Source organism: Butyrivibrio fibrisolvens, assembly GCF_037113525.1.
GTDB classification, from domain to species: Bacteria; Bacillota; Clostridia; order Lachnospirales; family Lachnospiraceae; genus Butyrivibrio; species Butyrivibrio fibrisolvens.
The window spans coordinates 4,295,640-4,318,294 of the sequence record NZ_CP146963.1 but is presented as its reverse complement, the minus strand read 5'-3'; the positions used below and the strand labels follow the sequence as shown (position 1 = coordinate 4,318,294).

The 22,655-nt window shown below is 40.1% G+C and carries 19 protein-coding genes and 1 pseudogene; 17 read left to right on the top strand and 3 right to left on the bottom strand.

Annotated features, from left to right (window positions below; translation table 11 throughout):
* Positions 1–146 precede the first annotated feature (146 nt).
* From WAA20_RS18380 to WAA20_RS18320, 13 genes are all read left to right on the top strand, one after another.
* On the top strand, positions 147–455 hold the full coding sequence (locus tag WAA20_RS18380; protein WP_073386632.1) for a type II toxin-antitoxin system RelB/DinJ family antitoxin: 309 nt from the start codon (positions 147–149) through the stop codon (positions 453–455).
* Positions 452–790, top strand: a complete 339-nt coding sequence (locus WAA20_RS18375; protein ID WP_073386630.1) for a type II toxin-antitoxin system RelE/ParE family toxin — start codon at positions 452–454, stop codon at positions 788–790. The genes WAA20_RS18380 and WAA20_RS18375 overlap by 4 nt, the downstream gene beginning before the upstream one ends.
* Before the next feature lie 163 nt (positions 791–953).
* Complete coding sequence (locus WAA20_RS18370) at positions 954–1,364, top strand: BlaI/MecI/CopY family transcriptional regulator (RefSeq protein WP_073386628.1); 411 nt, start codon at positions 954–956, stop codon at positions 1,362–1,364.
* A gap of 132 nt (positions 1,365–1,496) precedes the next feature.
* Entirely contained in the window at positions 1,497–2,750 is a 1,254-nt protein-coding gene (locus WAA20_RS18365) for a M56 family metallopeptidase (RefSeq protein WP_073386626.1), read from the top strand.
* Between the two features lie 36 nt (positions 2,751–2,786).
* The gene (locus tag WAA20_RS18360) at positions 2,787–3,638 is read left to right on the top strand and encodes a hypothetical protein (protein WP_073386624.1); all 852 of its coding nucleotides are present in this window, start codon (positions 2,787–2,789) and stop codon (positions 3,636–3,638) included.
* Between the two features lie 67 nt (positions 3,639–3,705).
* Positions 3,706–4,332: a hypothetical protein gene (locus tag WAA20_RS18355; RefSeq protein ID WP_081373736.1), complete on the top strand. Its 627-nt coding sequence runs from the start codon at positions 3,706–3,708 to the stop codon at positions 4,330–4,332.
* A gap of 24 nt (positions 4,333–4,356) precedes the next feature.
* A complete protein-coding gene (locus tag WAA20_RS18350) occupies positions 4,357–4,935 on the top strand; it encodes a DUF6033 family protein (RefSeq protein WP_073386622.1) in 579 nt (192 codons plus the stop codon).
* 92 nt (positions 4,936–5,027) lie between these two features.
* Positions 5,028–6,071 carry a hypothetical protein gene (locus WAA20_RS18345; RefSeq protein WP_073386620.1) on the top strand — a complete coding sequence of 348 codons (1,044 nt, stop codon included), beginning with the start codon at positions 5,028–5,030 and terminating at the stop codon, positions 6,069–6,071.
* A 130-nt stretch (positions 6,072–6,201) separates the two neighbouring features.
* Positions 6,202–7,113 (top strand): hypothetical protein, encoded by a 912-nt coding sequence (locus tag WAA20_RS18340; protein ID WP_073386618.1) that lies wholly within the window; start codon positions 6,202–6,204, stop codon positions 7,111–7,113.
* Between the two features lie 166 nt (positions 7,114–7,279).
* Positions 7,280–8,047, top strand: a complete 768-nt coding sequence (locus tag WAA20_RS18335; protein WP_073386616.1) for a LytTR family DNA-binding domain-containing protein — start codon at positions 7,280–7,282, stop codon at positions 8,045–8,047.
* A gap of 588 nt (positions 8,048–8,635) precedes the next feature.
* Positions 8,636–9,466, top strand: a complete 831-nt coding sequence (locus tag WAA20_RS18330; RefSeq protein WP_338801774.1) for an ATP-binding protein — start codon at positions 8,636–8,638, stop codon at positions 9,464–9,466.
* 111 nt (positions 9,467–9,577) lie between these two features.
* Positions 9,578–10,081 carry a hypothetical protein gene (locus WAA20_RS18325; RefSeq protein ID WP_073386612.1) on the top strand — a complete coding sequence of 168 codons (504 nt, stop codon included), beginning with the start codon at positions 9,578–9,580 and terminating at the stop codon, positions 10,079–10,081.
* Positions 10,078–11,058: a hypothetical protein gene (locus tag WAA20_RS18320; RefSeq protein ID WP_073386610.1), complete on the top strand. Its 981-nt coding sequence runs from the start codon at positions 10,078–10,080 to the stop codon at positions 11,056–11,058. The genes WAA20_RS18325 and WAA20_RS18320 overlap by 4 nt, the downstream gene beginning before the upstream one ends.
* Before the next feature lie 133 nt (positions 11,059–11,191).
* Here WAA20_RS18320 and WAA20_RS18315 read toward each other — a convergent pair whose 3' ends face one another.
* Both WAA20_RS18315 and WAA20_RS21080 read right to left on the bottom strand, forming a co-directional pair.
* A complete protein-coding gene (locus WAA20_RS18315) occupies positions 11,192–13,495 on the bottom strand; it encodes a clostripain-related cysteine peptidase (protein ID WP_167562684.1) in 2,304 nt (767 codons plus the stop codon).
* Positions 13,496–13,789: 294 nt separating this feature from the next.
* Positions 13,790–13,855 (bottom strand): annotated as a pseudogene (locus tag WAA20_RS21080) (zinc-ribbon domain-containing protein); the annotation flags it as partial.
* Between the two features lie 398 nt (positions 13,856–14,253).
* Between WAA20_RS21080 and WAA20_RS18310 the strand changes: the two are divergent.
* From WAA20_RS18310 to dnaB, 3 genes are all read left to right on the top strand, one after another.
* Positions 14,254–16,311 (top strand): DHH family phosphoesterase, encoded by a 2,058-nt coding sequence (locus WAA20_RS18310; protein ID WP_073386602.1) that lies wholly within the window; start codon positions 14,254–14,256, stop codon positions 16,309–16,311.
* Positions 16,308–16,754, top strand: coding sequence for a 50S ribosomal protein L9 (gene rplI / locus WAA20_RS18305; protein WP_073386600.1), 447 nt, complete (start codon positions 16,308–16,310; stop codon positions 16,752–16,754). Before WAA20_RS18310 ends, rplI begins: the two co-directional genes overlap by 4 nt.
* Before the next feature lie 83 nt (positions 16,755–16,837).
* Entirely contained in the window at positions 16,838–18,181 is a 1,344-nt protein-coding gene (gene dnaB / locus WAA20_RS18300; RefSeq protein WP_073386598.1) for a replicative DNA helicase, read from the top strand.
* A gap of 276 nt (positions 18,182–18,457) precedes the next feature.
* Here dnaB and WAA20_RS18295 read toward each other — a convergent pair whose 3' ends face one another.
* Positions 18,458–18,628: a 4Fe-4S binding protein gene (locus WAA20_RS18295; RefSeq protein WP_073386597.1), complete on the bottom strand. Its 171-nt coding sequence runs from the start codon at positions 18,626–18,628 to the stop codon at positions 18,458–18,460.
* Between the two features lie 435 nt (positions 18,629–19,063).
* On the opposite strand from WAA20_RS18295, the gene nifJ reads away from it, so the two are divergent.
* A complete protein-coding gene (gene nifJ / locus WAA20_RS18290) occupies positions 19,064–22,597 on the top strand; it encodes a pyruvate:ferredoxin (flavodoxin) oxidoreductase (protein WP_073386596.1) in 3,534 nt (1,177 codons plus the stop codon).
* The last annotated feature ends 58 nt before the right edge of the window (positions 22,598–22,655 follow it).

The window sequence follows — 22,655 nt, the reverse complement described above, 5'->3', positions numbered from 1 at the left end:
ATGCTTCTATAGTATATAACGATTTAGCTATGTGAAAATGATTACAAAGTTAAGAAAAAAGTGATAGATTTAATAGTGTATTGCTGTTGTACGTACAATAGATTATAATATATATATATGATAATATCCAAGAAAGGAGCATAACTATGGCAGCAAAATCAGCAAATGTGTATGCACGTATAGAACCGGATGTTAAAGAGCAGGCTGAAGCCATTTTGGCAGTATTAGGGATTCCATCATCTAATGCTATAAATATGTTTTATAAGCAAATAATTTTAAATAAAGGAATTCCATTTGATGTAAAAATTCCGTCATCAAGGCCAGTGGATGTAACAGAATTATCAAAGTCAGACTTGAATACTGAGCTTGAGAAAGGATATGCGGATATGGAAGCGGGAAGAACTAAATCTGCGAAGCAGGTATTTTCAGATATTCGCAGAGATTATAATATATGATTTATGAACTTAAGATTACTGATCAGGCAGATAAAGACTTAAGAGGTATTTATGAATATATTGCCTTCGAAAAACTGGCTCCTGAGAATGCTGCTGGTCAGTTAGATAGGATTGAAAGTGCAATTATATCATTAGAAAAAGAACCTTGTAGATTTAGACTATATAGTGAAGAACCATGGAAAAGTCGTGGTCTAAGGATTTTCCCTGTAGATAATTATATTGTTTTTTACATTCCGGATGAAGATAATGCAGTTGTTACAATTATTAGAGTAATGTACTGTGGAAGGAATATAGAAGAACAGTTGAATATCTATACAAAGTATGAGAATAAATAATAGTCTCACGGAGTAAAAAGACCGTAATCTAGTGTCAATATGAACTATTGATGCTAGATTACGGTCTTTTTATAAAAAATAGATAACAGACGTTAACGATTAACAAACATTATCCGATATAAAAGATGAAGGGACAACTATACATTTTTTCAGGAGGTAGATAATGCCAAGAGAAGAGATGCTCCCAAGTGAAAGTGAATGGATGATCATGGAGACTCTATGGAGCTGCGGCCATGACCTTACGTCATCAGAGATAGCAGACAGACTTCCGAAAGCTTCCAAGATGACGCAGAGGATGGTTAGAGTCCTTATAAACAGGCTATGTAAAAAGGGCATGCTTTCTTATACGGTTGATCCTGATGATAGCAGGGTGTATCACTATATGGCTACAAGGACGAGAGAAGAATGTCAGAAAGCTAAGAGTAGTGCCTTTGCTAAAAGTTATTTTGAAGGAAACAGGATGTCAGCTGCGTTTTCACTGTTAGAGGACGGGAAGCTGTCGGAAGACCAGATAAAGGAACTTGAAGATTTGATTCATAGGGCAAAGAAGAATAAAGAGAGTGGTAAGAAATAACAGGTTAACTAAAGCGCTGATTATGTTTGCAGATACTGGATGTATCTAGTAAATGTTTAAAGGTTTGGAGTTCAGGAATGAGCTCACATAAACTTCAGCATTTGTAAACATAGATTATGCAGGAGAGTGCTTATGCAGGGAATGTCACTTTTCTTTCATGAACTTTATATATTCCTGGAATTCGTATTTGTCTATTATGCGACTATACTGGGCTTTTGCACCATATTGTCTGTATTTGTGCTGGGGATCATTATGATTCTCAGAGGTACCTTGTTTTCAAAGTATATTTTTGGTAAAGGATTTTTGTGGTGTCTTTTAATACCTGTGATTTTTTGTGGAAAGCTGCATTTTTATTTTAGGTCAAGGGTAGGAGTGAAAGTTTTTTACTGGTGGTATGTTGCTGGCTATATGCATAGGTGGATCTTTGGTATTTTTTTAGGAGGCATTATTGTTTCCGGTATTTGGTTCTTAGTTAGGAGATTAAAACTCAAAAGATTTGTCAGTGGGCTTGAGGAATCTAAAGATTATGATTCCAAATATAAGATCATGATATATCATGGGAAAATTGCTTCGTTTTGTACAGGATGTTTTAAACCTGTAATTGTGATTCCGGAAGGAATGTCAAAGGGCGAAGCTGAAGTTGTGATAAGGCATGAAGAAACACATATATTGTTGGGACATCTTTGGATGCTTCTTGGTTATGAGATCTTGAGATCTTTGTTTTGGCCCAATGTTTTTCTGCATCTATGTGTTAGATATTTTAAAAGAGATCTTGAGAATATATGCGATAGCGTAACTATACAAAGAAACGGTTTTGATGAATTCAGCTACGCATACGCAATTCTAAAATGTGCCAAAGATGTGTCATTTATAAAGAAAAACGGATATGAAAGCGAAATGTCTTTTGCCATAGAAGATAGGTATATGGTCTTGAAAAGAAGGCTTGAAAATATACTTAAGCGAAGGGCATATAAAACAGGGATTGTAATAGGCGGAGCAATCGTTACACTGATAGCAGTGCTTGCATCAATAGTTGTTATAAAAGAAGTTTCTTTTGCCAGAAGTAATGATATTGGTATGGTTAGCTCCATCTGCTATACAGGGAACGTGGACAAAATATACACGGATATGGACAGTAATATTGTCATACGATTTGATGATGACTACATCTATATTAATGGTGAAGCACTGCTTGACTATTATCCGGAAGCAAGGAATGGTAGCGAGTGGTTCTACATCAGTGCCGGTGGCTATTACAAGATTCCGGGAATGGGCGGCGGTAATAGTTATGGAGAAATTAAAGCGGCGGACATTCATGACGGCATTATTGTGATTCCTAATCACAATGAAATAGATATATGGAACAGGATAATCATGTGGTTGTAAATGAAGCGGGCGCAAAGCTACAAGGAGGTGGTTTATGTGTACGGATGGGAAGTAAGCGTAAACGGAAGTACGACAAAGTACACGAAGAAGCTCTATGATGTCTATGGCAATCATGTTGGGACTATAGGAATTTCAAGGCCTACAAAGCAGACGGGCAAGAAAAAGAAGTCGGCGCTATATAGCTTCAAGCAGGTTTCTTCTCAGGTGCTTAATGCTAAAACATCCAATAAGGCAGCGCAGGTATCAAGGAGTATCAGGTCAAAGATAGGGCTTTTACAAAAGCAACTGAAAAATGGTGACTATGATGAAGAAGAGATCCTAAGGGCAATACTTCATGCTCAGATGGTCCAGCGTGCCTGTGAAAAGAAAAAGAAGAATCTGAAGATGGAAGAGCAGGCTGAACGTGGCATTGAAAATGAAGAGGAGATGAGCTTTGAATCATTAGAAGAAGACCCTATAGAAGAAATAGCTGAAGATGAAGAAATCAGGGAACTTGAACAGGAAGAGTTTGAAGCCTTGATGGAGAAGCTTCAAATGTCTATGGATGACATGATGGAGATGGCAGAAGAGGCAGCTGAGTTTGACGAAGGTCTTGATGAGATGGCAGAGGCCCTTTCAGGAACTATGACACCTGAAGATCTTGAGCAGCTTAAGGTGAAGCACAGATCGGATGAAGCGAGGGAAATTTTAAAAGCTGATCTTAAGTATTTGAAGGCTTTGTTTGACAGGCTTCAGTCGGAAAAAGAAAGTGTAGGTAAATCTTCCATGGCAGGTAATTTTGACAGCGGCGTTATATTGAGTCTTGGCGGAGCTGATATTCCGGTAGCCGAGACCGTTCAGCAGAATACATCCGTGGAAGTGGGCGGATCGTTTGATGTGGAGGTATAAATTTTTTATTCAAACGATTAACAAATGTTAATGAAAGGATTCACAAGTTATAAATGGAGGTATGCATATGAGTATCGCAATCAATAACAATTATGGAAATTATAATTTTGCAGTTAACAATAATACTTATCTAAAGACTTCTAAGGATGATGAAAAGGATACGGGTAAAGAGTCAGGCGTAGTTCAAAGTGGTGTTACTTATGAAAAGACAGCCAAAGATGAGAACAGTAAGGAAGAGGAAACTCCCATCTATAAGAAATCTTCAACTGACAGAGCGGCTATTGTTGAGCAGCTTAAGGCAGCAGAGGAGCAGCGAAGAAATCAACTGATGTCGATAGTTCAAAAGACGCTGCAGGGCCAAGCGGGTGCTTATGGCAAGGCTACAGGTGATAATATATGGCAGCAGCTTTCAAGTGGTAATGTTAAGGTTGATGCTGCTACAAGAGCTCAGGCACAAAAGGATATTTCAGAAGACGGATATTATGGCGTTAAGCAGACATCACAGAGACTCTTTGATTTTGCTTCAGCTCTTGCCGGAGACAATGTAGACAAGATGAAAGAGATGCAAAAAGCTATGGAGAAGGGCTTCAAGCAGGCAACTAAGACCTGGGGCAAGGAGCTTCCTTCTATATGTAAAGAGACTATAAATGCGGCTAATAAACTGTTTGAGGATTATTATAAGTCCAAAGAATGAGCGTTGTGGAAAGGGGCTGAGGTTATGAAGATAGTAGGTGCGTATGATCCATATGTAATAAATAGTGGTGAAATATCCAGGAAAAAATCGAATTCTGTTAAGGATTATTCTAATTATCTTACTCAGAAATATGGATGCTTGACGCCTGGCCCTAATTCTGCAGTCTCGATAACTGGAGGATTGTTACGAAAAGCAATGGCTGACGAGAAGACAGGTGCATGGCTGGAAAGAGAGTTATCTAAGGCACCAGATTACATAAAAGAAGCTCAACAGTCGGCTAAAGCACGCGGATCCACACTCAAATCCGTATCTATAGAATTTGGAGAGGAATACACTACAATGTGCGTTTGTACAGTTACAGATGGTGGTGGAACTGACTCAAAGATAGATAAATGGCTTGAAAAGCTTAAAGAGAAGAAGGCTGAACAAAAGAAAGCTGAGAAGAGACTGGAGAAAGAACAGAAAGTCATGGAATCACAAGAGGATCTTTATTCTATGGAACTGCAAGGTAAAGATCTTGAAGATCTGACAAAACAGTTTTCCAGAAAATTGTCAGAGAAAATGGTTGTGAATCCAAATGGCAGTTTTGATGTCAGGGCTTGACTAAAAGTTATTTTTTGCCGATATACAAATAGAAAACCATAATTATGCATGATACATGATAGTGTCAGATTTATCGCAGGTGGAGGTGCTTTATGAGGATACAACAGAACACGGATGTTCAAATAAATCCTTTTCAAAATCAGGATAATGTCAGGACTGCCGCAGGTGCGGGAAAAAACGCTCATAAGAGTGGTAATCTGTCCTCAGTATCCGGGGCTAATCTCAAGGGTGAAAGCCTTGTTCAGCAGAGGCAGGGCCTTGCAAGAAAGCAGGCACTTAAGGTTGTGTCAGATGCTTTTGGCGGCGAGAAGAAGCTGGATGCACAGATGCAGTCTATTAAAGATGAGATAAAGCGCCTTCAGGACGAGATCAACGAAAAGACTGCGAACACTATGGAGAATGATGCCAGATTAAAAGAACTCCAGGAAGCATATGGAATTGATCCGGACAGCGAAGAGAATAATGAGCTTTCAAAACTTGCGTTTAAGATGAATAATTCCAAGGATGGCTTATCTGATGAAGAAAAAAGCAAAATGTCAGAGTATCAGCGGCAGGCTTTATACTATGTTGCGAAGAATCAGCAGAATTCACTTGATATAGACAGGGCAAAAGCTCAGCAGATGGGAAATGTTCAGGGCTTTGCAGATATGAAAAGAGAACGAGCTAAGTCACAGGATATGCTGAAAGCTCAGGATGAAGCTGAAGATATTATGGAAGCAGCGGGCGAAGAGGCTATAGCTCTTTTGACACAGGAAGCAGTTGAGCATGTTGATGAAGAGCAGAAAGAACGCGAGGAAGAGGCCAAAGAGGCAGCTGAAAAGAAGAAAGAAGAGAAGAAGGAAGAAGCAAAGAAACTCGAAAAAGAAGCTATGCAGCAGGAAATGATAGAGAACATCAAGGAACATGCGATGGAGAGCCAAAGGACCAGCGCTGATACTAAGCGGGCTATTGCAAGAAGAGAACGTGCTGAAGCTGACAGCATAGGAGCAGAGGATACCCAGAGAACTATTATTTCTGAGGGTGCATCCATGGAGGATGCGCAGAATGCTGTTAATTCTGAGATTACAAATATCCTCAATAAGCTGAGTTTGCTTTCAAATGATGTTAAGGGAAGCTCTGTTGACAGCCAGATATGAGATAATCGCTATTCATGACATAGATGATGCTATTGGTGACATTCGTATTATCTGATAAAGGTTTGATGCCGAAAGAAAAAAGAGAAAACCCTGTGATATTCACAAATCATGTACATGGAGGTAGATGATTATGGCTGGAATCAATATTACTTCAGTAAACAGACAGGTAAAAGACATTAGTCAGGAAATATATGCTGATAAGCTTCAGCGTGACGAGTTGCAGGCAAAGTCTGTAAACAAGGATGAGAGCAGTGGTTTGCAGAATGCTGTCGCCGAGAAACTAAGTGATAAATCCAACATAAATACTGCTTTCTCAGATACGGCAGCTACCTTGTCTATTTCTGCTTTAGGTGCTGAGGAATTGGAAAAAGTAAGAGACTCCTGGAATAATCATCCTGTCAGCGCGTTGTATGAAAAAGATATACCTGTAAGCAAAAATGCAGAGGGTGTATATAAAATCGGCGGAGCTTCATTTAATGATGAGGAGTTATCTGCCGCAAGAGATTTGATAACAGGTGTAGGAAGTCAGTTAAAGAAAGGATATCTCAGTTACAGAGATTATGCAAAGATGGAAGTTGCGCAGAAGGTTGTTGATGAATGTGCCTCCAAAGGCTTTAATGAAGATCAGGCAAAAGCTATTAGCAAGGCCATGAAAGATTATAATAACAACCTGGTCAGAACACAAGAAAGACTACTGGCAAATAAGAAAACCAAGACCAATGATGATACTACATCAGGAAAATATTTTGGCATTGAGGTTCATGTGCCAAATGAAGTAAGAAAATCAACTAATGAGTATGCAAGCACAGATATTGCAACAAACCAGGATCTTATTGCAAACATCCGTGACAACATCAGAAGCACAACGCTTTCAGACAAAAATGCGGTTAACAAATTAATAGCCTCGTATGAAGATATAATGAGACCTGCTTATAATGCTCAGTATCCTGCGCAGCTGAAGTCAAATGTTGATGATGTTATTTCAAGGGATGTAAATGATCTGATAAAGCTGTTTGATTTCTCGGAAAAATGGAAGAGATAGTAATGTCCATTCATTACAATAATATGTCCATTCATGACATGAATATATAAAGAGTAATCTTTATGATGATATGATAAATAAAGAGTAATAGTAAAAAATGCTTACATGGAGGTCCGTGCTAAGCATTTTTATATTTGGGGGCGAATTCAAGTTGAGGAAAGCGTAAATGGATAAATATCGTTTTGCAGTATGCGATGACGAGGAGAATGTCAGAAGTCTGATTGCTGGGTGGCTTTCAAAAAGTCCATACGAAGCAGAAATAAAAGAATATGTTTCCGGCGAAGAACTGATTAGGGACATCGATGCAGGAATAAAACTTGATATACTTTTCCTGGATATTGCTATGGGTGGAGCTGATGGTATCGATATAGCCAGGGAGCTTGGAATGAGAGTAGAGAAAAATGGTAAGAGTATGCGAGCTTCCAGACCACTAATAATATATGTTACGGGGATCCCGGACAGAATGGGAGATGCGTTTGGCGTAAAGGCTTATGACTATTTGTTAAAGCCGGTCTCACAACCTGTATTTGAAGGAGAACTTAGGAGAGCTGTTGAAGAATTAAAAAGACTTGACGCGCAGCTTGTATGTGAGACAAGATATGGAAATACTCAGATCGAACAGTATATTGTTGTTCAGACAGGCAAAGACACACTTAATCTAAAATCCAGAGATATTATTTATATCGAGAGCAATGGAAGAAAATCAATTATCCACAGTGAAGGAAAAATTTATGAAGTGTATAAGCAGATGTCTGAATTTGAAAACGAATTAGGAAAAATATTCTTTAGGATTCACAGAGGATATCTTGTTAATATGCAGCATATTAAAGGATATTCAAGGACAGAGGTGTACATGGATAACGGAGAGTCGCTGATTATTTCAAAATATAAGTATGGGGAGTTTATAAAAGCATATATGAATTTTTTGACCTGAGTAGTTGGTGGAGCAATGAGTGAGAATGATTTTCGTATTGTTGAACAATTTTATGGAGTAATGATAATACTCGTCCGTGGTTTCTTTTTTCAAGCGCTGATAAATACCTTTGTAAGTGAAGAAATAATGGATAAAGCAAAGAAAATGGCACTCTCAATAGTTGTTACAATTGAGGGAATCATTTTATTTGTGTTGCCTGTTAAAACGACAGGAGCTTGGACTATTATAAGCTTTCTGACTATACTGGTGGTATTCTTTTTTTATAACAAAAAAGTCATGCCACATATATTTTTCGTATACTTTCTGTGGCTTAATATGTTTTTTGTGTGGTATATCGCAAATGTGGTTTTGTCCGATTGCTTATCGGATTGGCTGATAGAGAGCATGGATTATTCTAGGCCGGATGCACTTGCATTTTTCTACAAAAAAATGCTCTTTAATATGAGCCTGGAGATTGTTTTTTTAATAGGTGCATTTATTGCTATATATTATTGTATCGCGAAGATATGCAAATTGAGACGAGATATGTCCTGGACCGAAGCGTTGTTTCTCTCTATATACTCTGTGGTTTCATATTGCATAGCCTATATGATTGCGCAGGTAATGGTTGTTCCGTTGGACGAAGGAGTTTTTGTCCTTCTGGATGAAAAGAGAAACTTAAGGATTGCACTTCCTATACTGGCTTTACTTATATTTGTTGGAGAAATGACGGCTATTGCAACATGGCAGAGATACAGAAGGTTATTGGAAGAAGATCTTTTGCTTCAGGAACAGGTTCAGGAACAGGAATATATTAGAAAAAAGGTTGAGTATACTGAAAAGTACCATGACCAGATCCGAACCCTACGTCATGATATGGCTGGAAAACTTATGATTCTAAAGAGCTTTCTCGAAAATGGAAAGTATAATGATGCATCTGAGTTTCTAAGTGAGATGGATATTGAACTTAATTTCAGTAGTATGAAATTTTCTACTGGTAATCCTGTGACTGATGTGGTTATAAATGAAGCTGCTTTTCAGGCAGAAAAGCTTGGATGTGCGTTCATATGTGATTTCTGTTTTGCATCAGATAAGGGAATTAGTGCTGTTGATATGGGTATTGTCCTTAATAATCTATTGGATAACGCTTTGGAAGCTGTCTCAAATATTTTGGAAGAAAAACGATATATTAAGCTTTCTGGGAAGCTTAAAGACAATTTCTTTTTGATAAAAGTAGAAAACTCTTTTGATGGCAAAGTCAACAGAGGCATTGACGGCAGAATAGTCAGCAGAAAGAAAGAATCTGAAGATGGAAAACAGCATGGAATTGGATTGAGAAGTGTCATGCGTATAGCAGATAAATACTTAGGAACTACATCTATTAAATCAGAGGCAACAGTATTTGAAGTGAAAGTTATGTTCCAAGGAGCTGCTTCATAACTATTCGTTACATAATATAGACCGTTCGTTACATGGCTATTCAAACGCCTTCTTTTATAGACGATACTTGAATTGAAGCAAAGTATTAGTCCATAAAAGGAGGTGCTTTTTATGATTTTTGGACATAATTATTTTGATGTTTTGACGAGCAGGTTTGGCGGAGCCTCCAATATTTGGAACAGACAGGGATTGTCTAATGTAAACAGCATGAGTAAAACAAGTGGAGTGCGCGGTTCATCCAGAACTACCGGCGTTGGCAATAGTTATTATGGGCTAAGTGCCAATACTATAAAGGCAATGAATAATGCGTTCAATACTACCGTTAATAAGTCGTACATGGCAGATACAAGCGTGGCAGATGGTGCAGTAAAGGTAGAAAATGCCGGACGTAAACTTTCCTATGAAGAACTTTATCAGGATAAGAATACTGAGGAACTGCTTAAGACGGTAAAGAACTTTGTAGAAGGATACAATGAAATTATTCCATTAATACAGGAATATATGGAGCAAATGGTAGATATGGAAGTAACAGCATTCTCGGCGGCTATGGCGGATATAGTTCATTTCTTTCATCAATGTTCTCAAGCTGGTTCTAACGAGGTAGTAAATATATGAAGATAGCAAATAGTGATGTATATTCAGGTGCAAACTACAGCTATCAAAAGGAATTGGCAACAGCAGGAGCAGGGACTAGCGGATTTTTTGCTGGGATTGTAGAGAAGCATGTTGAAAAAGAAAAATCAGATTATAAAGCATCAGGCAAGGTGCAGACAGAAGACGGTAGAGATATAAAGGTTGAGGTTAATGTGAGCATGGCTAGGAAGAAAGAACGTGACACGTTCATAGCCATGTCATCGCCACTGAATAACCTATTCGATCCGCTTATAATCAATACAAAAGCACAGACATCAGGACTCAGCGATAAAAAATTTAAATTTGATCTTGATGCGGATGGTAAGCAAGATGAGATTTCCATGACGAAGTCGGGAAGTGGTTTCCTGGCCTTGGATAAAAACGGTGATGGAAAGATTAATGATGGCACAGAGCTCTTCGGCGTTAAGAGTGGAGACGGATTTAAAGACCTTGCTGACTACGATACCGACGGTAATGGTTGGATTGATGAAAATGACGAGGTTTTTGAAAAGCTCAAAGTCTGGAGCAAGACAGAGAATGGTAAAGATGAGTTAAAGTGCCTAAAGGAATCAGGAGTGGGCGCGATTTTTCTTGGAGCAGAGAACACAGAGTTCACTATTGAAGGTGAAGATGGAGTATTGGATGGTAAGGTAAGAAAGACTGGTATCTTTTTGAAAGAAGATGGAACTGCAGGTACAATCCAGCATGTTGATCTTGCCATAAAAGGTCGTGAATCCGAACTCATGAGTGCTGCTGAAAAGCTGGATGAAGTCCTGGAAAAGATGCGCAGTGAAAGATCTCAGAGAAATAGGCGTAATAACAATAACGATAATGCAAGGCGTAGAGCTCAGAAAGCAAAGCAGAAAAAGCTTCTTGAGGATTATCAAAAGAAACAGGAGCGAAAAAAAGAGCTGACAGAACAGGCTATAGAACGGCATAAGAGACTTTATGAAACATAATATATTCTAGTTTAGGTATCAACAATAGGTACAATTATAATAAGTTTTGATAACGTGATATGAGAAGTCGCTTAAGACCATAATAAAAAGAATGCTAAGAAAAAGAGGAGAGCCAATCGCTCTCCTCATCATTTTAGTAGAATAACCATTCTGTATAATGCTGATTACCATAAATATCAGTAATGATATATCTGTAGCAGTTCTCCTGCGTTCCCTTATGTTCATCTGAAATCATATTATAGAATCCATCAAGTCCATTAGGTCCTACAGTGATCTCATCGTAATACTCAGTGAAGACATGAACTGTAGAAGGGTCTTCATCATCAAGGTAATATCCGTAATTGTACATTAAGATATTGTCGCCTTCCTGGAAGGTGAAGACAGAACGGTTTCCGGCTTCGTTTTGTCCGGTATACATATATCCGATAACGTCGGATTCGTAGTTGTCAACTGAGTAGAAAGTATTTTCTACGATTATATAAATATAATCAGTATCATTTAAGACAGCAGGAATCAACTGAATTGAATATAAGGAACCATCTTCATTGTATTCGCTATCGTATACTACAAAGAATGGATATGCATCTCCGCCATCATCCAAAGACTCAATTCCTGATAACATACCATCCCAGGATGCAATGATATGATCATTTTCGTTTACAGATACCTTACAAACATTTTCACCCCATGCAAGGATTGCATAATGTTCATTACCGTCTTCGTCGGTATAATACGGTGAACAGAAACCACCTTCAACGGAGATAGATGCAATTTCATTGATCTGGTCTTCAGTAAGTGTAAGTACGTACTGATCATTTTCTTCTTCGAATTCAAGATAATCAGGAATTGAAGCGCTGGCAGTAATATTGTTGGATGAGTCGCCTTCATATTCGATATCTGTATTACCTGAAGCCATATAGGAGCAGAACAGGTCAAAATAAGAAAGATAATCATCATCAAGACCGATCGCTTCAAGTTCAGGAATAGCAAGGGGCTGGTATAACTCGATCAGGTAATAAGGTATATATACGGATAAACCGTTTGAACCCGGAATCTGGGAGTTTTCATATGCGATACAATCGCGAATTGTTTTTTCCAGATCAAAGCTTCCGGTAAGGTGTGTCTTATCGATGTAATCAAGTAGGTCAACCATGTCATAGTGCATTTCTGTAACGTTTCCTGTATAAGGGTCAACCTCTTTGATATCACCATAGCCGCGGGCTTCAAGTCTTGCTTTTGACTGCTCGGCAAAGCCGCCGTTATCCAGATCATCTTTTAATGAAAGAAGATAAGTGAGCCATGCTTCATATACATCGTCCATCTTACTTAAGTCGATCATGGAAAGCGTAGCTGACTTTCCGTATTCTACTTCGACGCCGTATTTTTCATATACATAATCTTCAAACTCGTTATAAGAATCTTCGTTTTCTGAATCAAATTCCTGATTGCTGGAGATCATTCCGTCTACGATCTTACGTCCAAGAGATTCTGTTTCTATATCAGGATCTTCGCCAAGGCTGTTAAGCCAGTCGGTGTAATACCAGCCAATATTGGACTCGGATTCTTCTGATGCGATCAGGTAATTTGCACAGTCTTTTAATGCGTACGCGTTTTCAAAGGTTGCCATCATACAAGCATCAAAACCGACGAACTCCATGTGGGCTTCGGATTTTTTGATAGCTGATGCAACATCTGAGATCATCATGTTGGCTTGATCATATAATTCATCATTACCGTATCCGCCGAGAAGACCGCCGCCATGATTCCAGAGTATGAGTCCGAAACGCTTTGCAGGATAATTCTCAACGCCAAAAGAGATAAATTCTTTTAATGGTGACTGGGCACTCATCTGTTCAAGTGGAAGCTCTTCAAGTAGATCAAGACTTCCGTCTCTCATTTCAAAACGCTGAAGCTTATCTGCAGAAACAGCATCGTTAGCCCATTCAGCAGCTCCGCCTGTTTCGATGATGAGATTGATATCATCGCCCCATCTTCCTTCTGCCATTTCCATCAAGTCTCTTGTAGCTGCGCCGCCGGCTTCAAGGCCTGCTTCGCCACCTGACTCCAGGTTTGAACCGATCATGTATACAAGAATTGTGAATGAATCATCTTCGCTTGATGTGTCGATCCACTCAACATCTTCGGATGCACTTTCCGTTGCATTACTTGATCCGGTAGTGGATGCTTCCACGGATACATTATTTTCAATATCAGGTTCTTTATCATTTTTTGCAGTCTCTACAGGTCTCTTGCCATCAAAATAGCGACTTGCAAGAACCCCTCCGACAATTCCGATCACTACAAATATAGCTATGAAAGCTGCAATGATCTTGCCAGGCCCTTTCTTTTTCTGCATCTGGGGCTGGTTATACATAGGCGGAACATTGCCCGGATATGTATTATACGGAGGAACCTGCGGCCCTCTCATTTGCTGCATAGACGGACCCTGCTGGTAAGTACGCTGCTGCATAGGTGGAACTTGCTGGTATCCTCCCTGCTGAGCACCCTGTTGAAAATTCTGTTGCTGATAACCCGGCTGTTGATAATTGGGTTGTTGGGTGTTTGGTTGTTGAAAACTTTGCTGAAGATTTGGTTGCTGGCTAGTGTTGTTCTGAAAACTCTGTTGATTAAAACGAGCCTGCTGACCATTCTGCTGGACGCCCTGCTGAGCCCCTTGCTGCATTTGTGGATTAGGCTGATTATTTGTCGGCTGAGACAAATTCTGTATCGCTGCTCCGCAGAACGGACAGAATTTAAGCCCATCATTAATCAGCTTCCCGCATTTTGGACAAATCATTACTAAAAATACCTCCAATAAAACTTTACAAGTACAACACAAGAAAAACTATCTTGCTTTTACTTTGAAATAATCTCTAAACAATATACCATGTATTATCGATTTAAACATCATATATAATTAGAAAAAAACAGGTAAATGATTTCAAATTTTTCGGCTGTTTTAGTACACAATAAAGTGGATTTTTCGGATTTGACTGAAGATATCCCATAACGATTTCCAACCTCTTCAAAGAAACTATAAAGCTTGATCTTACAGTATTCACACATTAAATATCGCTAATATGTAGAGTCCCCTCCTCGGGAATCCCCCACTATTAATCCGCAAAATAGTTAGGTGGCGGCCGCAGGCAATAAATGTTATAATTCGTTTTAAAGGAGCCGTGGAGGGTTATTCAAATGAAGAGAAATAGAATCAGATTAAAGGGACGTCTGCGCACTTTTCTTACGACATTTCTTTACCTGGATATTATATTAATTCTGGTTACATTCCTTGTTTACTTGTTTGGCGGTATTCAGGCAGGGATAATTCTAACTATTTTCACAGTTCTATATACTGTAATAGTTTTTCTAATGTATTTTATGACCCGGCCCATTGTTATAAATGAGCTTATTAGCTTTGCCACCCAATACGGACAGATTCAGAAGACACTTCTACGTGAGATGGATCTTCCAAGCTGTCTTTTAGACGACACCGGCAAAGTTATCTGGTCTAACATAGCTTTTGAAAAGACTGTTCATGAAAAAAAGAATTTCCATAAACCGATCACATCAGTATTTCCATCTGTAACAGCTGATAAATTCCCTGCTATGGATGATGAAGAAGTTCAGTATGACCTTGAGTATGAGAACAACTATTATTCTCTGAGAATGCGCAAGATATCTCTTGAAGAGATGGCCAATAACAGCGATATAATCGAGGCCGGGAGCTATGACGGATACCTTATCATAGTATATCTCTTTGACCAGACAGCACTTCGTCTTGCGGTTCAGGAAGTTGATGACCAGTCTATGGCAGCAGGTCTTATCTATCTTGATAACTACGAAGAAGCGCTTGAAAGTGTCGAGGAAGTAAGAAGATCACTCCTTATAGCACTTATCGATCGTAAGATCAACAAGTATATTGCAAGCTGTAACGGTATAGTTCGTAAGACGGAAAAAGATAAGTATTTTGTTGTAATGCCCAAGCGTTATTGTAAGGTAATGCAGGAAGCAAGATTTGATATCCTTGAAGAGGTTAAGACTGTTAATATCGGTAATGAGATGGCTGTTACTCTTAGTATTGGTATGGGTGTAGATGGCCTTTCATATTCGCAGAATTATGAGTTTGCACGTAATGCCATAGATCTTGCCCTTGGACGAGGCGGCGATCAGGCGGTTGTTAAGACTCCTGATAATACTATCTATTATGGTGGTAAGAGTCAGCAGATCGAGAAGAATACAAGAGTTAAGGCAAGAGTTAAGGCTCATGCCCTTAAAGAGATCATCACAGCTAATGATACAGTCCTTGTCATGGGACACAGACTTGGCGATGTAGACAGTTTTGGTGCTTCTGTTGGTATTAACCGTATCAGTAAGTATCTGGACAGAAAGTGTCATATAGTACTTAATGATGTTACTAAGTCCATGCAGCCTCTGGTTGATCTTTTTAAGAACAATCCTGAGTATGAGGATGACATGATCATAGGCTCTCAGACAGCGATTGACATGGCTGGCGGCAATGTTGTTCTAGTAGTAGTCGATGTTAATAAGCCGTCTATTACAGAGTGTCCTGAGCTTCTTAGATTCTGTAAGAATATCGTAGTACTTGACCATCACAGACAGGGTACTGAGATCATTGAGAATGCTACCCTTTCTTATGTTGAGCCTTATGCATCATCTACCTGTGAGATGGTATCTGAGATCCTTCAGTATATCGGTGAGAACGTTAAGGTCAACACAGAAGAAGCTGACAGCATGTATTCAGGTATCATGGTTGATACCAATAACTTCATGCAGAAAACCGGTGTCAGAACCTTTGAGGCAGCAGCATTCCTTAGAAGGAACGGTGCTGATGTTACAAGAGTAAGAAAGCTCTTTAGAGAAGATGCTAACGAATATAAGACCAAGGCTGATGCTGTAAGTCAGGCTGAGATCTACAAGGGAGCTTATGCTATATCTATCTGTAACAGTGAAGATATCGTAAGTCCTACTATCATCGGTGCCCAGGCTGCCAACGAGCTCCTTAATATCAAAGGAATCAGAGCAAGCTTCGTATGTACTGAATACCAGAATATGGTCTATGTCAGCGCAAGATCGATTGATGAAGTCAATGTACAGATCGTCATGGAAAGACTTGGCGGCGGTGGTCATATGACCATGGCAGGATGTCAGATGGAAGGCATCACTGTTACAGAGGCTATAGGAGTTATTAAGAAAACAATAGATACAATGATTGAGGAAGGTGAACTTAAATGAAAGTAATTCTTTTGGAAGACGTTAAATCTCTTGGTAAAAAAGGAGATATTGTTAAAGTAAGCGACGGATATGCACACAACATGCTGTTCAAAAAGAACCTTGGTGTAGAAGCTACAAATGCTAATCTTGCAAGACTTAAAGCTGAGCAGAAGCACGATGCAAAGGTTGCAGAAGAAAAGCTCGAAGATGCTAAAGCATTTGGTGAAAAGATCGAGAAGGAACTTATTCAGGTTAAGATCAAGACAGGTGAAGGCGGAAAAGTATTCGGTTCTATCTCAACAAAGGAAATCGCTCAGGCTGCTAAAGACCAGTTCGGATTCGATATTGATAAAAAGAAGCTCGTGCTTTCAGATCCTATCAAAGCATGCGGAACATATGAGATTCCTGTAAAGCTTCATCCACAGGTAACTGCAAAAATAAGAGTATCTGTAACAGAAGCATAAGCAAAAAATATTTGGATAGTATAGAATCTCTAAATAATACTGATTTTTATAAGTTGTGAATCTTAGATATATAAAGGATTAATATGGCAGACGAACAATTTATGGTAAAAAGGGTTCCTCCGCAGAGCCGTGAAGCAGAGCAGTCTGTTGTAGGTGCTATGCTCATGGACAGAGAGGCCATAGAAGTTGCCACGGAGTATATTAGTGGTGATGACTTCTATGATCGCCAGCTCGGAACCTTTTTTGACGCGTGTGTTGAACTTAATAAAGAGGGAAGACCGGTTGACCAAGTTACTCTTCAGGAAAGGCTCAAAGACAAGAACGTGCCCCCGGAGTATGCTTCAACCGAGTATATAGTTAATCTTGTTGCAGCAGTACCGACATCAGCTAATGTTAAGTACTATGCCCAGATAGTAGCAGAGAAGTCCACACTTAGAAAGCTCATCAAAGTCTGTGAAGAGACTTCATCTAACTGCTATGCAGGAAGCGACAATCTTGAAACGATCCTCAACAATGTTGAGAAGGACGTTTTCAATGTAACCCAGAGAAGGGACAGCGGAGAGTTCGTTCCAATCAGACAGATCGTTGTAAATGCCCTTAATAAGATCGCTACAGCATCCCGTAACACAGGAACTGTAACAGGTATAGCAACAGGATTTACAGATCTTGACTATGATACATCAGGTTTCCAGCCATCAGACCTTATCCTGATCGCTGCAAGACCTTCAATGGGTAAGACAGCCTTTGCTCTTAATATCGCAGAATATATGGCCTTCAGGAACAATGTAACTGCAGCTATATTCTCGCTGGAAATGAGTAAGGAACAGCTTGTAAACAGACTTTTCGCCATGGAATCTCATGTAGAAGCACAAAGTCTTCGAACAGGTAAGATGTCTGATGGCGACTGGGAAGCACTTATCGATAGTGCTGATCTTATAGGCTCTTCCAATCTCATTATTGATGATACGCCAGGTATCTCGGTTCAGGAGATGAGATCAAAGTGTCGTAAGTACAAGATGGAACATAATCTTGGTATTATATTCATCGACTACTTACAGCTTATGTCAGGCGGCGGAACAAGAGGCTCTGAATCAAGACAGCAGGAGATCTCCGACATATCAAGATCTTTAAAGGCTCTTGCAAGAGAGATCAACGTCCCTGTAGTTGCCCTTTCACAGCTGTCCCGAGCTGTTGAGCAAAGGCCCGATCACAGGCCTATGCTTTCTGATCTTCGTGAATCCGGAGCTATCGAGCAGGATGCCGATATGGTTATGTTCATCTATCGTGATGATTACTATAACCATGACACTGAAAAAAAGGGTATAGCCGAGATCATCATAGCTAAGCAGAGAAACGGCCCTATCGGAACCGTAGAACTTCTCTGGATGCCGCAGTTTACTAAATTTGCCAACCTTGAGAGGCATTGATTTTGGGCAGATCGTAAAAATGCTGACTGGCACTAAAAGCCGTTGACAGAGACTGTTAGCAATAATGATAAAAGATATCATGTATACTGTCTGCATCTAAAGTTGACAATTTATATACTAAATGTAATAGATTTGTAACGATAGATGTAGATGATAAAATGTATCAATAGAACAAAGAACACTAAAAAAAGCAGGTAAGCATTACGCTTACCTGCTAATTTTTTACTATTAAAATCAGTTTTAATAATTCAGCACGGCATTAAAGCCTTACAGGAATTATCCCTGAGCGATTGCAGATACAGGGCACTGAGCAGCGCATGAACCGCAGTCGATACATGTGTTAGGATCGATCTCGTACTGAGAAGCTCCCTGAGAAATAGCTGATACAGGGCACTGAGCAGCACATGAACCACAGCTGATGCAAGAATCACTAATAACGTATGCCATAGTAAAATCTCCTTCCTTACGAATAGATAAGTAATAATACTAATGAGCTTGCCAACTCATCATTTACTTAGTTGCAATCATAATAGTATATCAAAAAAAGGAATTTAGCAAGTTTGTTAGCTTTTGCTAATGCCGAAGATGTTGGTACTTATGGATATTGCACATATTAGTGTATGTCGAAAGTTTAAGGATTGTTAATAATTACTCGCGTTGACATTGATTGACCCAAATGATATTATGATATTTGCAGTATTATATGATAATAACGGGCTATTTTGTGCTCATTTCTGGCAAAATTTTCTGCACAAATCGTTATATCAGAAAACTTGCATAGAAATGTGGGATTTTTTACAAAAATCTTTTCATTTCCGGAAACTGTAGATACAGATCTTCATATAGGGTCTGTATTGTAAAAATAAGGTAGGAGGAATAATAATGGCAAGAAACATGAAAACCATGGACGGCAATGAAGCTGCTGCATATGCATCATACGCCTATACAGAAGTAGCCGCCATGTACCCGATCACACCATCATCTGTTATGCCTGAGCATGTAGATGAATGGGCAACTGCAGGAAAGAAGAACATCTTCGGACGTACAGTACAGATTACAGAAATGCAGGCAGAGAGCGGCGCAGCTGGCGCTGTTCACGGATCACTTGTAGCCGGTGCCCTCACATCAACTTATACAGCATCTCAGGGTCTTTTATTGATGATACCTGATCTTTATAAGGTTGCTGGTGAGCGTCTCCCCGGTGTTTTCAACGTATCAGCTCGTTGCGTAGCTTCACACGCACTGAACATTTTTGGTGATCACTCCGACGTATATGCATGCCGTCAGACCGGTGCTGCAATGCTTTGTGAGTCATCAGTTCAGGAAGTTATGGATCTTACTCCTGTTGCTTATTGTGCAGCACTTGAAGGAAAACTTCCTTTCATTAACTTCTTCGATGGTTTCCGTACATCTCATGAAATTCAGAAGATCGCTGTTTGGAGCGATGAGGATCTTAAGGATCTTGCTCCATTTGATGCAATCGACGATTTCAAGAAGAATGCACTCAATCCAAATCACCCTCGTCAGATGGGCTCAGCTCAGAACCCTGATATCTTCTTCCAGACAAGAGAATCATGCAATAACGCTTATACAGCTATTCCTGACATCGTTCAGAAATACATGGATAAGGTTAATGCTAAGATCGGTACTGACTATAAGCTCTTCAACTATTATGGTGCAGCTGATGCTGAAACTGTAATCGTAGCGATGGGTTCAGTTAACGATACAATCGAAGAGACAATCGATTACCTTGAAGCTAAAGGCGAAAAGGTCGGCGTAGTTAAGGTAAGACTTTACCGTCCATTCTGCGCTAAGGCCCTGGTTGATGCACTTCCTGCTTCAGTTAAGAAGATCGAAGTTCTCGACAGAACTAAAGAGCCCGGATCACTTCATGAGCCTCTTGCTCTTGATGTTATCGCATCTCTTAAGGGCACAAAGTTTGAAGCTGTTCCTGTATTCTGCGGCCGTTATGGTCTTGGATCAAAGGATACAACTCCAAACCAGATCGTTGCTGTATTCCACAACGATTCTAAGCCTGAATTCACAATCGGTATTACTGATGATGTTACTAACCTTTCACTTGATGCTGGTGCTCCTCTCGTTACAACACCTGAAGGAACAACCAACTGTAAGTTCTGGGGCCTTGGTGCTGACGGTACTGTAGGTGCTAACAAGAACTCCATCAAGATCATCGGTGATAACACAGACATGTATGCTCAGGCATATTTTGACTATGACTCCAAGAAGTCAGGTGGTGTTACCATGTCTCACCTTAGATTTGGTAAGAAGCCTATCAAGTCAACATACCTGATCAAGACAGCTAACTTTGTAGCTTGCCACAATCCTTCATATATCCGTAAGTTCAACATGGTACAGGAGATCGTTGATGGCGGATCATTCCTCCTCAACTGCCCATGGTCTGTAGAAGATCTGGAAAAAGAAATTCCTGGACAGGTTAAGAAATATATTTATGATCACAAGATCAACTTCTATATCATGAACGGTTCCAAGATCGGTGTTGAAGTTGGAATGGGACCTACAAGAATCAATACAATCCTTCAGTCTGCATTCTTCACAATTACAGAGATCATTCCTAAGGAAGACGCTCTTAAGTTCATGAAGGACGCTGCTCAGAAGACATACGGACGTAAAGGTCAGGATGTCGTTGAGAAGAACTGGAAGGCTATTGATGCTGGTGCAGATCCTAAGAACCTTATCAAGGTTGAGATCCCTGAGTCATGGAAAGATGGCAAGGATGAAGGCCTTGACTTCACAGTAGCTAAGGGCGATCGCAAGGATGTTATTGACTTCGTTAACAACATTCAGGCTAAGGTTAACGCTCAGGAAGGTAACAACCTGAAAGTTTCCGATGTTGCTCCTTATACTGATGGTTCTACACCTTCAGGATCATCTGCATACGAGAAGCGTGGTATTGCTGTTAACGTTCCTGAATGGAACCCTGAGAAGTGTATCCAGTGTACATTCTGTTCACTTGTATGTCCTCATGCAGCAATCCGTCCTGTAGCTATGACAGCTGATGAAGCTGCTAAGGCTCCTAAGGACATGAAGCTCGTAGACCTCAAGGGTATGGATGGATACAAGTTCGGTATCACAGTATCTGCTCTTGACTGTACAGGTTGCGGATCTTGTGCAAATGTATGTCCTGGTAACATGCAGGAGAAGGTTACTCTTGTTATGGGTGCGCTTGCTAAGAACCAGTGGCAGCAGGAAGGCTTTGACTATGCCGTAACACTTCCTACAAAGACAGACGTTGTAGAGAACTTCAAGTCATCTACGATCAAGGGCTCACAGTTCCTGAAACCTCTCCTTGAGTTCTCAGGCGCTTGCGCAGGCTGCGGTGAGACACCTTATATTAAGCTTGTTACACAGTTGTTTGGTGACAGAATGTACGTAGCTAATGCTACAGGATGTACATCTATCTGGGGTAACTCCTCACCTTCAACTCCTTATACAGTAAACGAGAAGGGTCATGGCCCTGCATGGGATAACTCACTCTTCGAAGACAATGCTGAGTTTGGTTTCGGTATGCTTCTTGCTCAGAACGCTCTGCGTGATGAAGTTAAGGAACAGGCTGAGAAGCTCTCTGACAATGCAGCAGTTAAGAAGTACCTCGATACATTTAATGATGGTGCTACAAATACAGCTGCTACAGAAGAGATGATCGCTGCACTTGCAGGTGACAACTCTGAAGCTGCAACATTCATCAAGAAGAATGCAGACTTTGCTGCTAAGAAGTCACAGTGGATCTTCGGTGGTGACGGATGGGCATTCGATATCGGATTCGGTGGTCTCGACCACGTACTTGCTTCCGGTAAGGATGTAAACGTTCTCGTTGTTAACACTGAGGTTTACTCAAATACAGGCGGACAGGCTTCCAAGGCTACTCCTGTAGGTGCTGTTGCACAGTTCGCAGCAGGTGGTAAGGCTATCAAGCAGAAAGACCTTGCTTCTATCGCTATGAGCTATGGCTACGTATATGTAGCTCAGATCGCTATGGGTGCTAACATGAACCAGACACTTCAGGCTCTTCGTGAGGCTGAGGCTTATCCGGGTCCATCACTTGTTATCGCTTATGCTCCTTGTATCAACCATGGTATCAAGGTTAACGGCGGTATGACAGGATGTATGACAGAGGAAAAGAGAGCCGTTGAGTGCGGTTACTGGAACCTCTTCAGATACAACCCAGCAGCAGAAGGCAAGAAGTTCACACTCGACTTCAAGAACACAAAACCTGAGAACTATCAGGAATTCCTTGATGGTGAGGTTCGTTACATGTCACTGAAGAAGAGCAATCCTGCTAATGCTGACAGAATGTACGCTGAGAATGCTCAGAATGCTAAGGATCACCTTGCATACCTTGAGAGACTCGTATCAATGTATGATACAAACAGTTAAGAGATAAGGATCGCCAATAGGTGACCTAATCTAAAAAGACACAATTATCCCTCTGCGG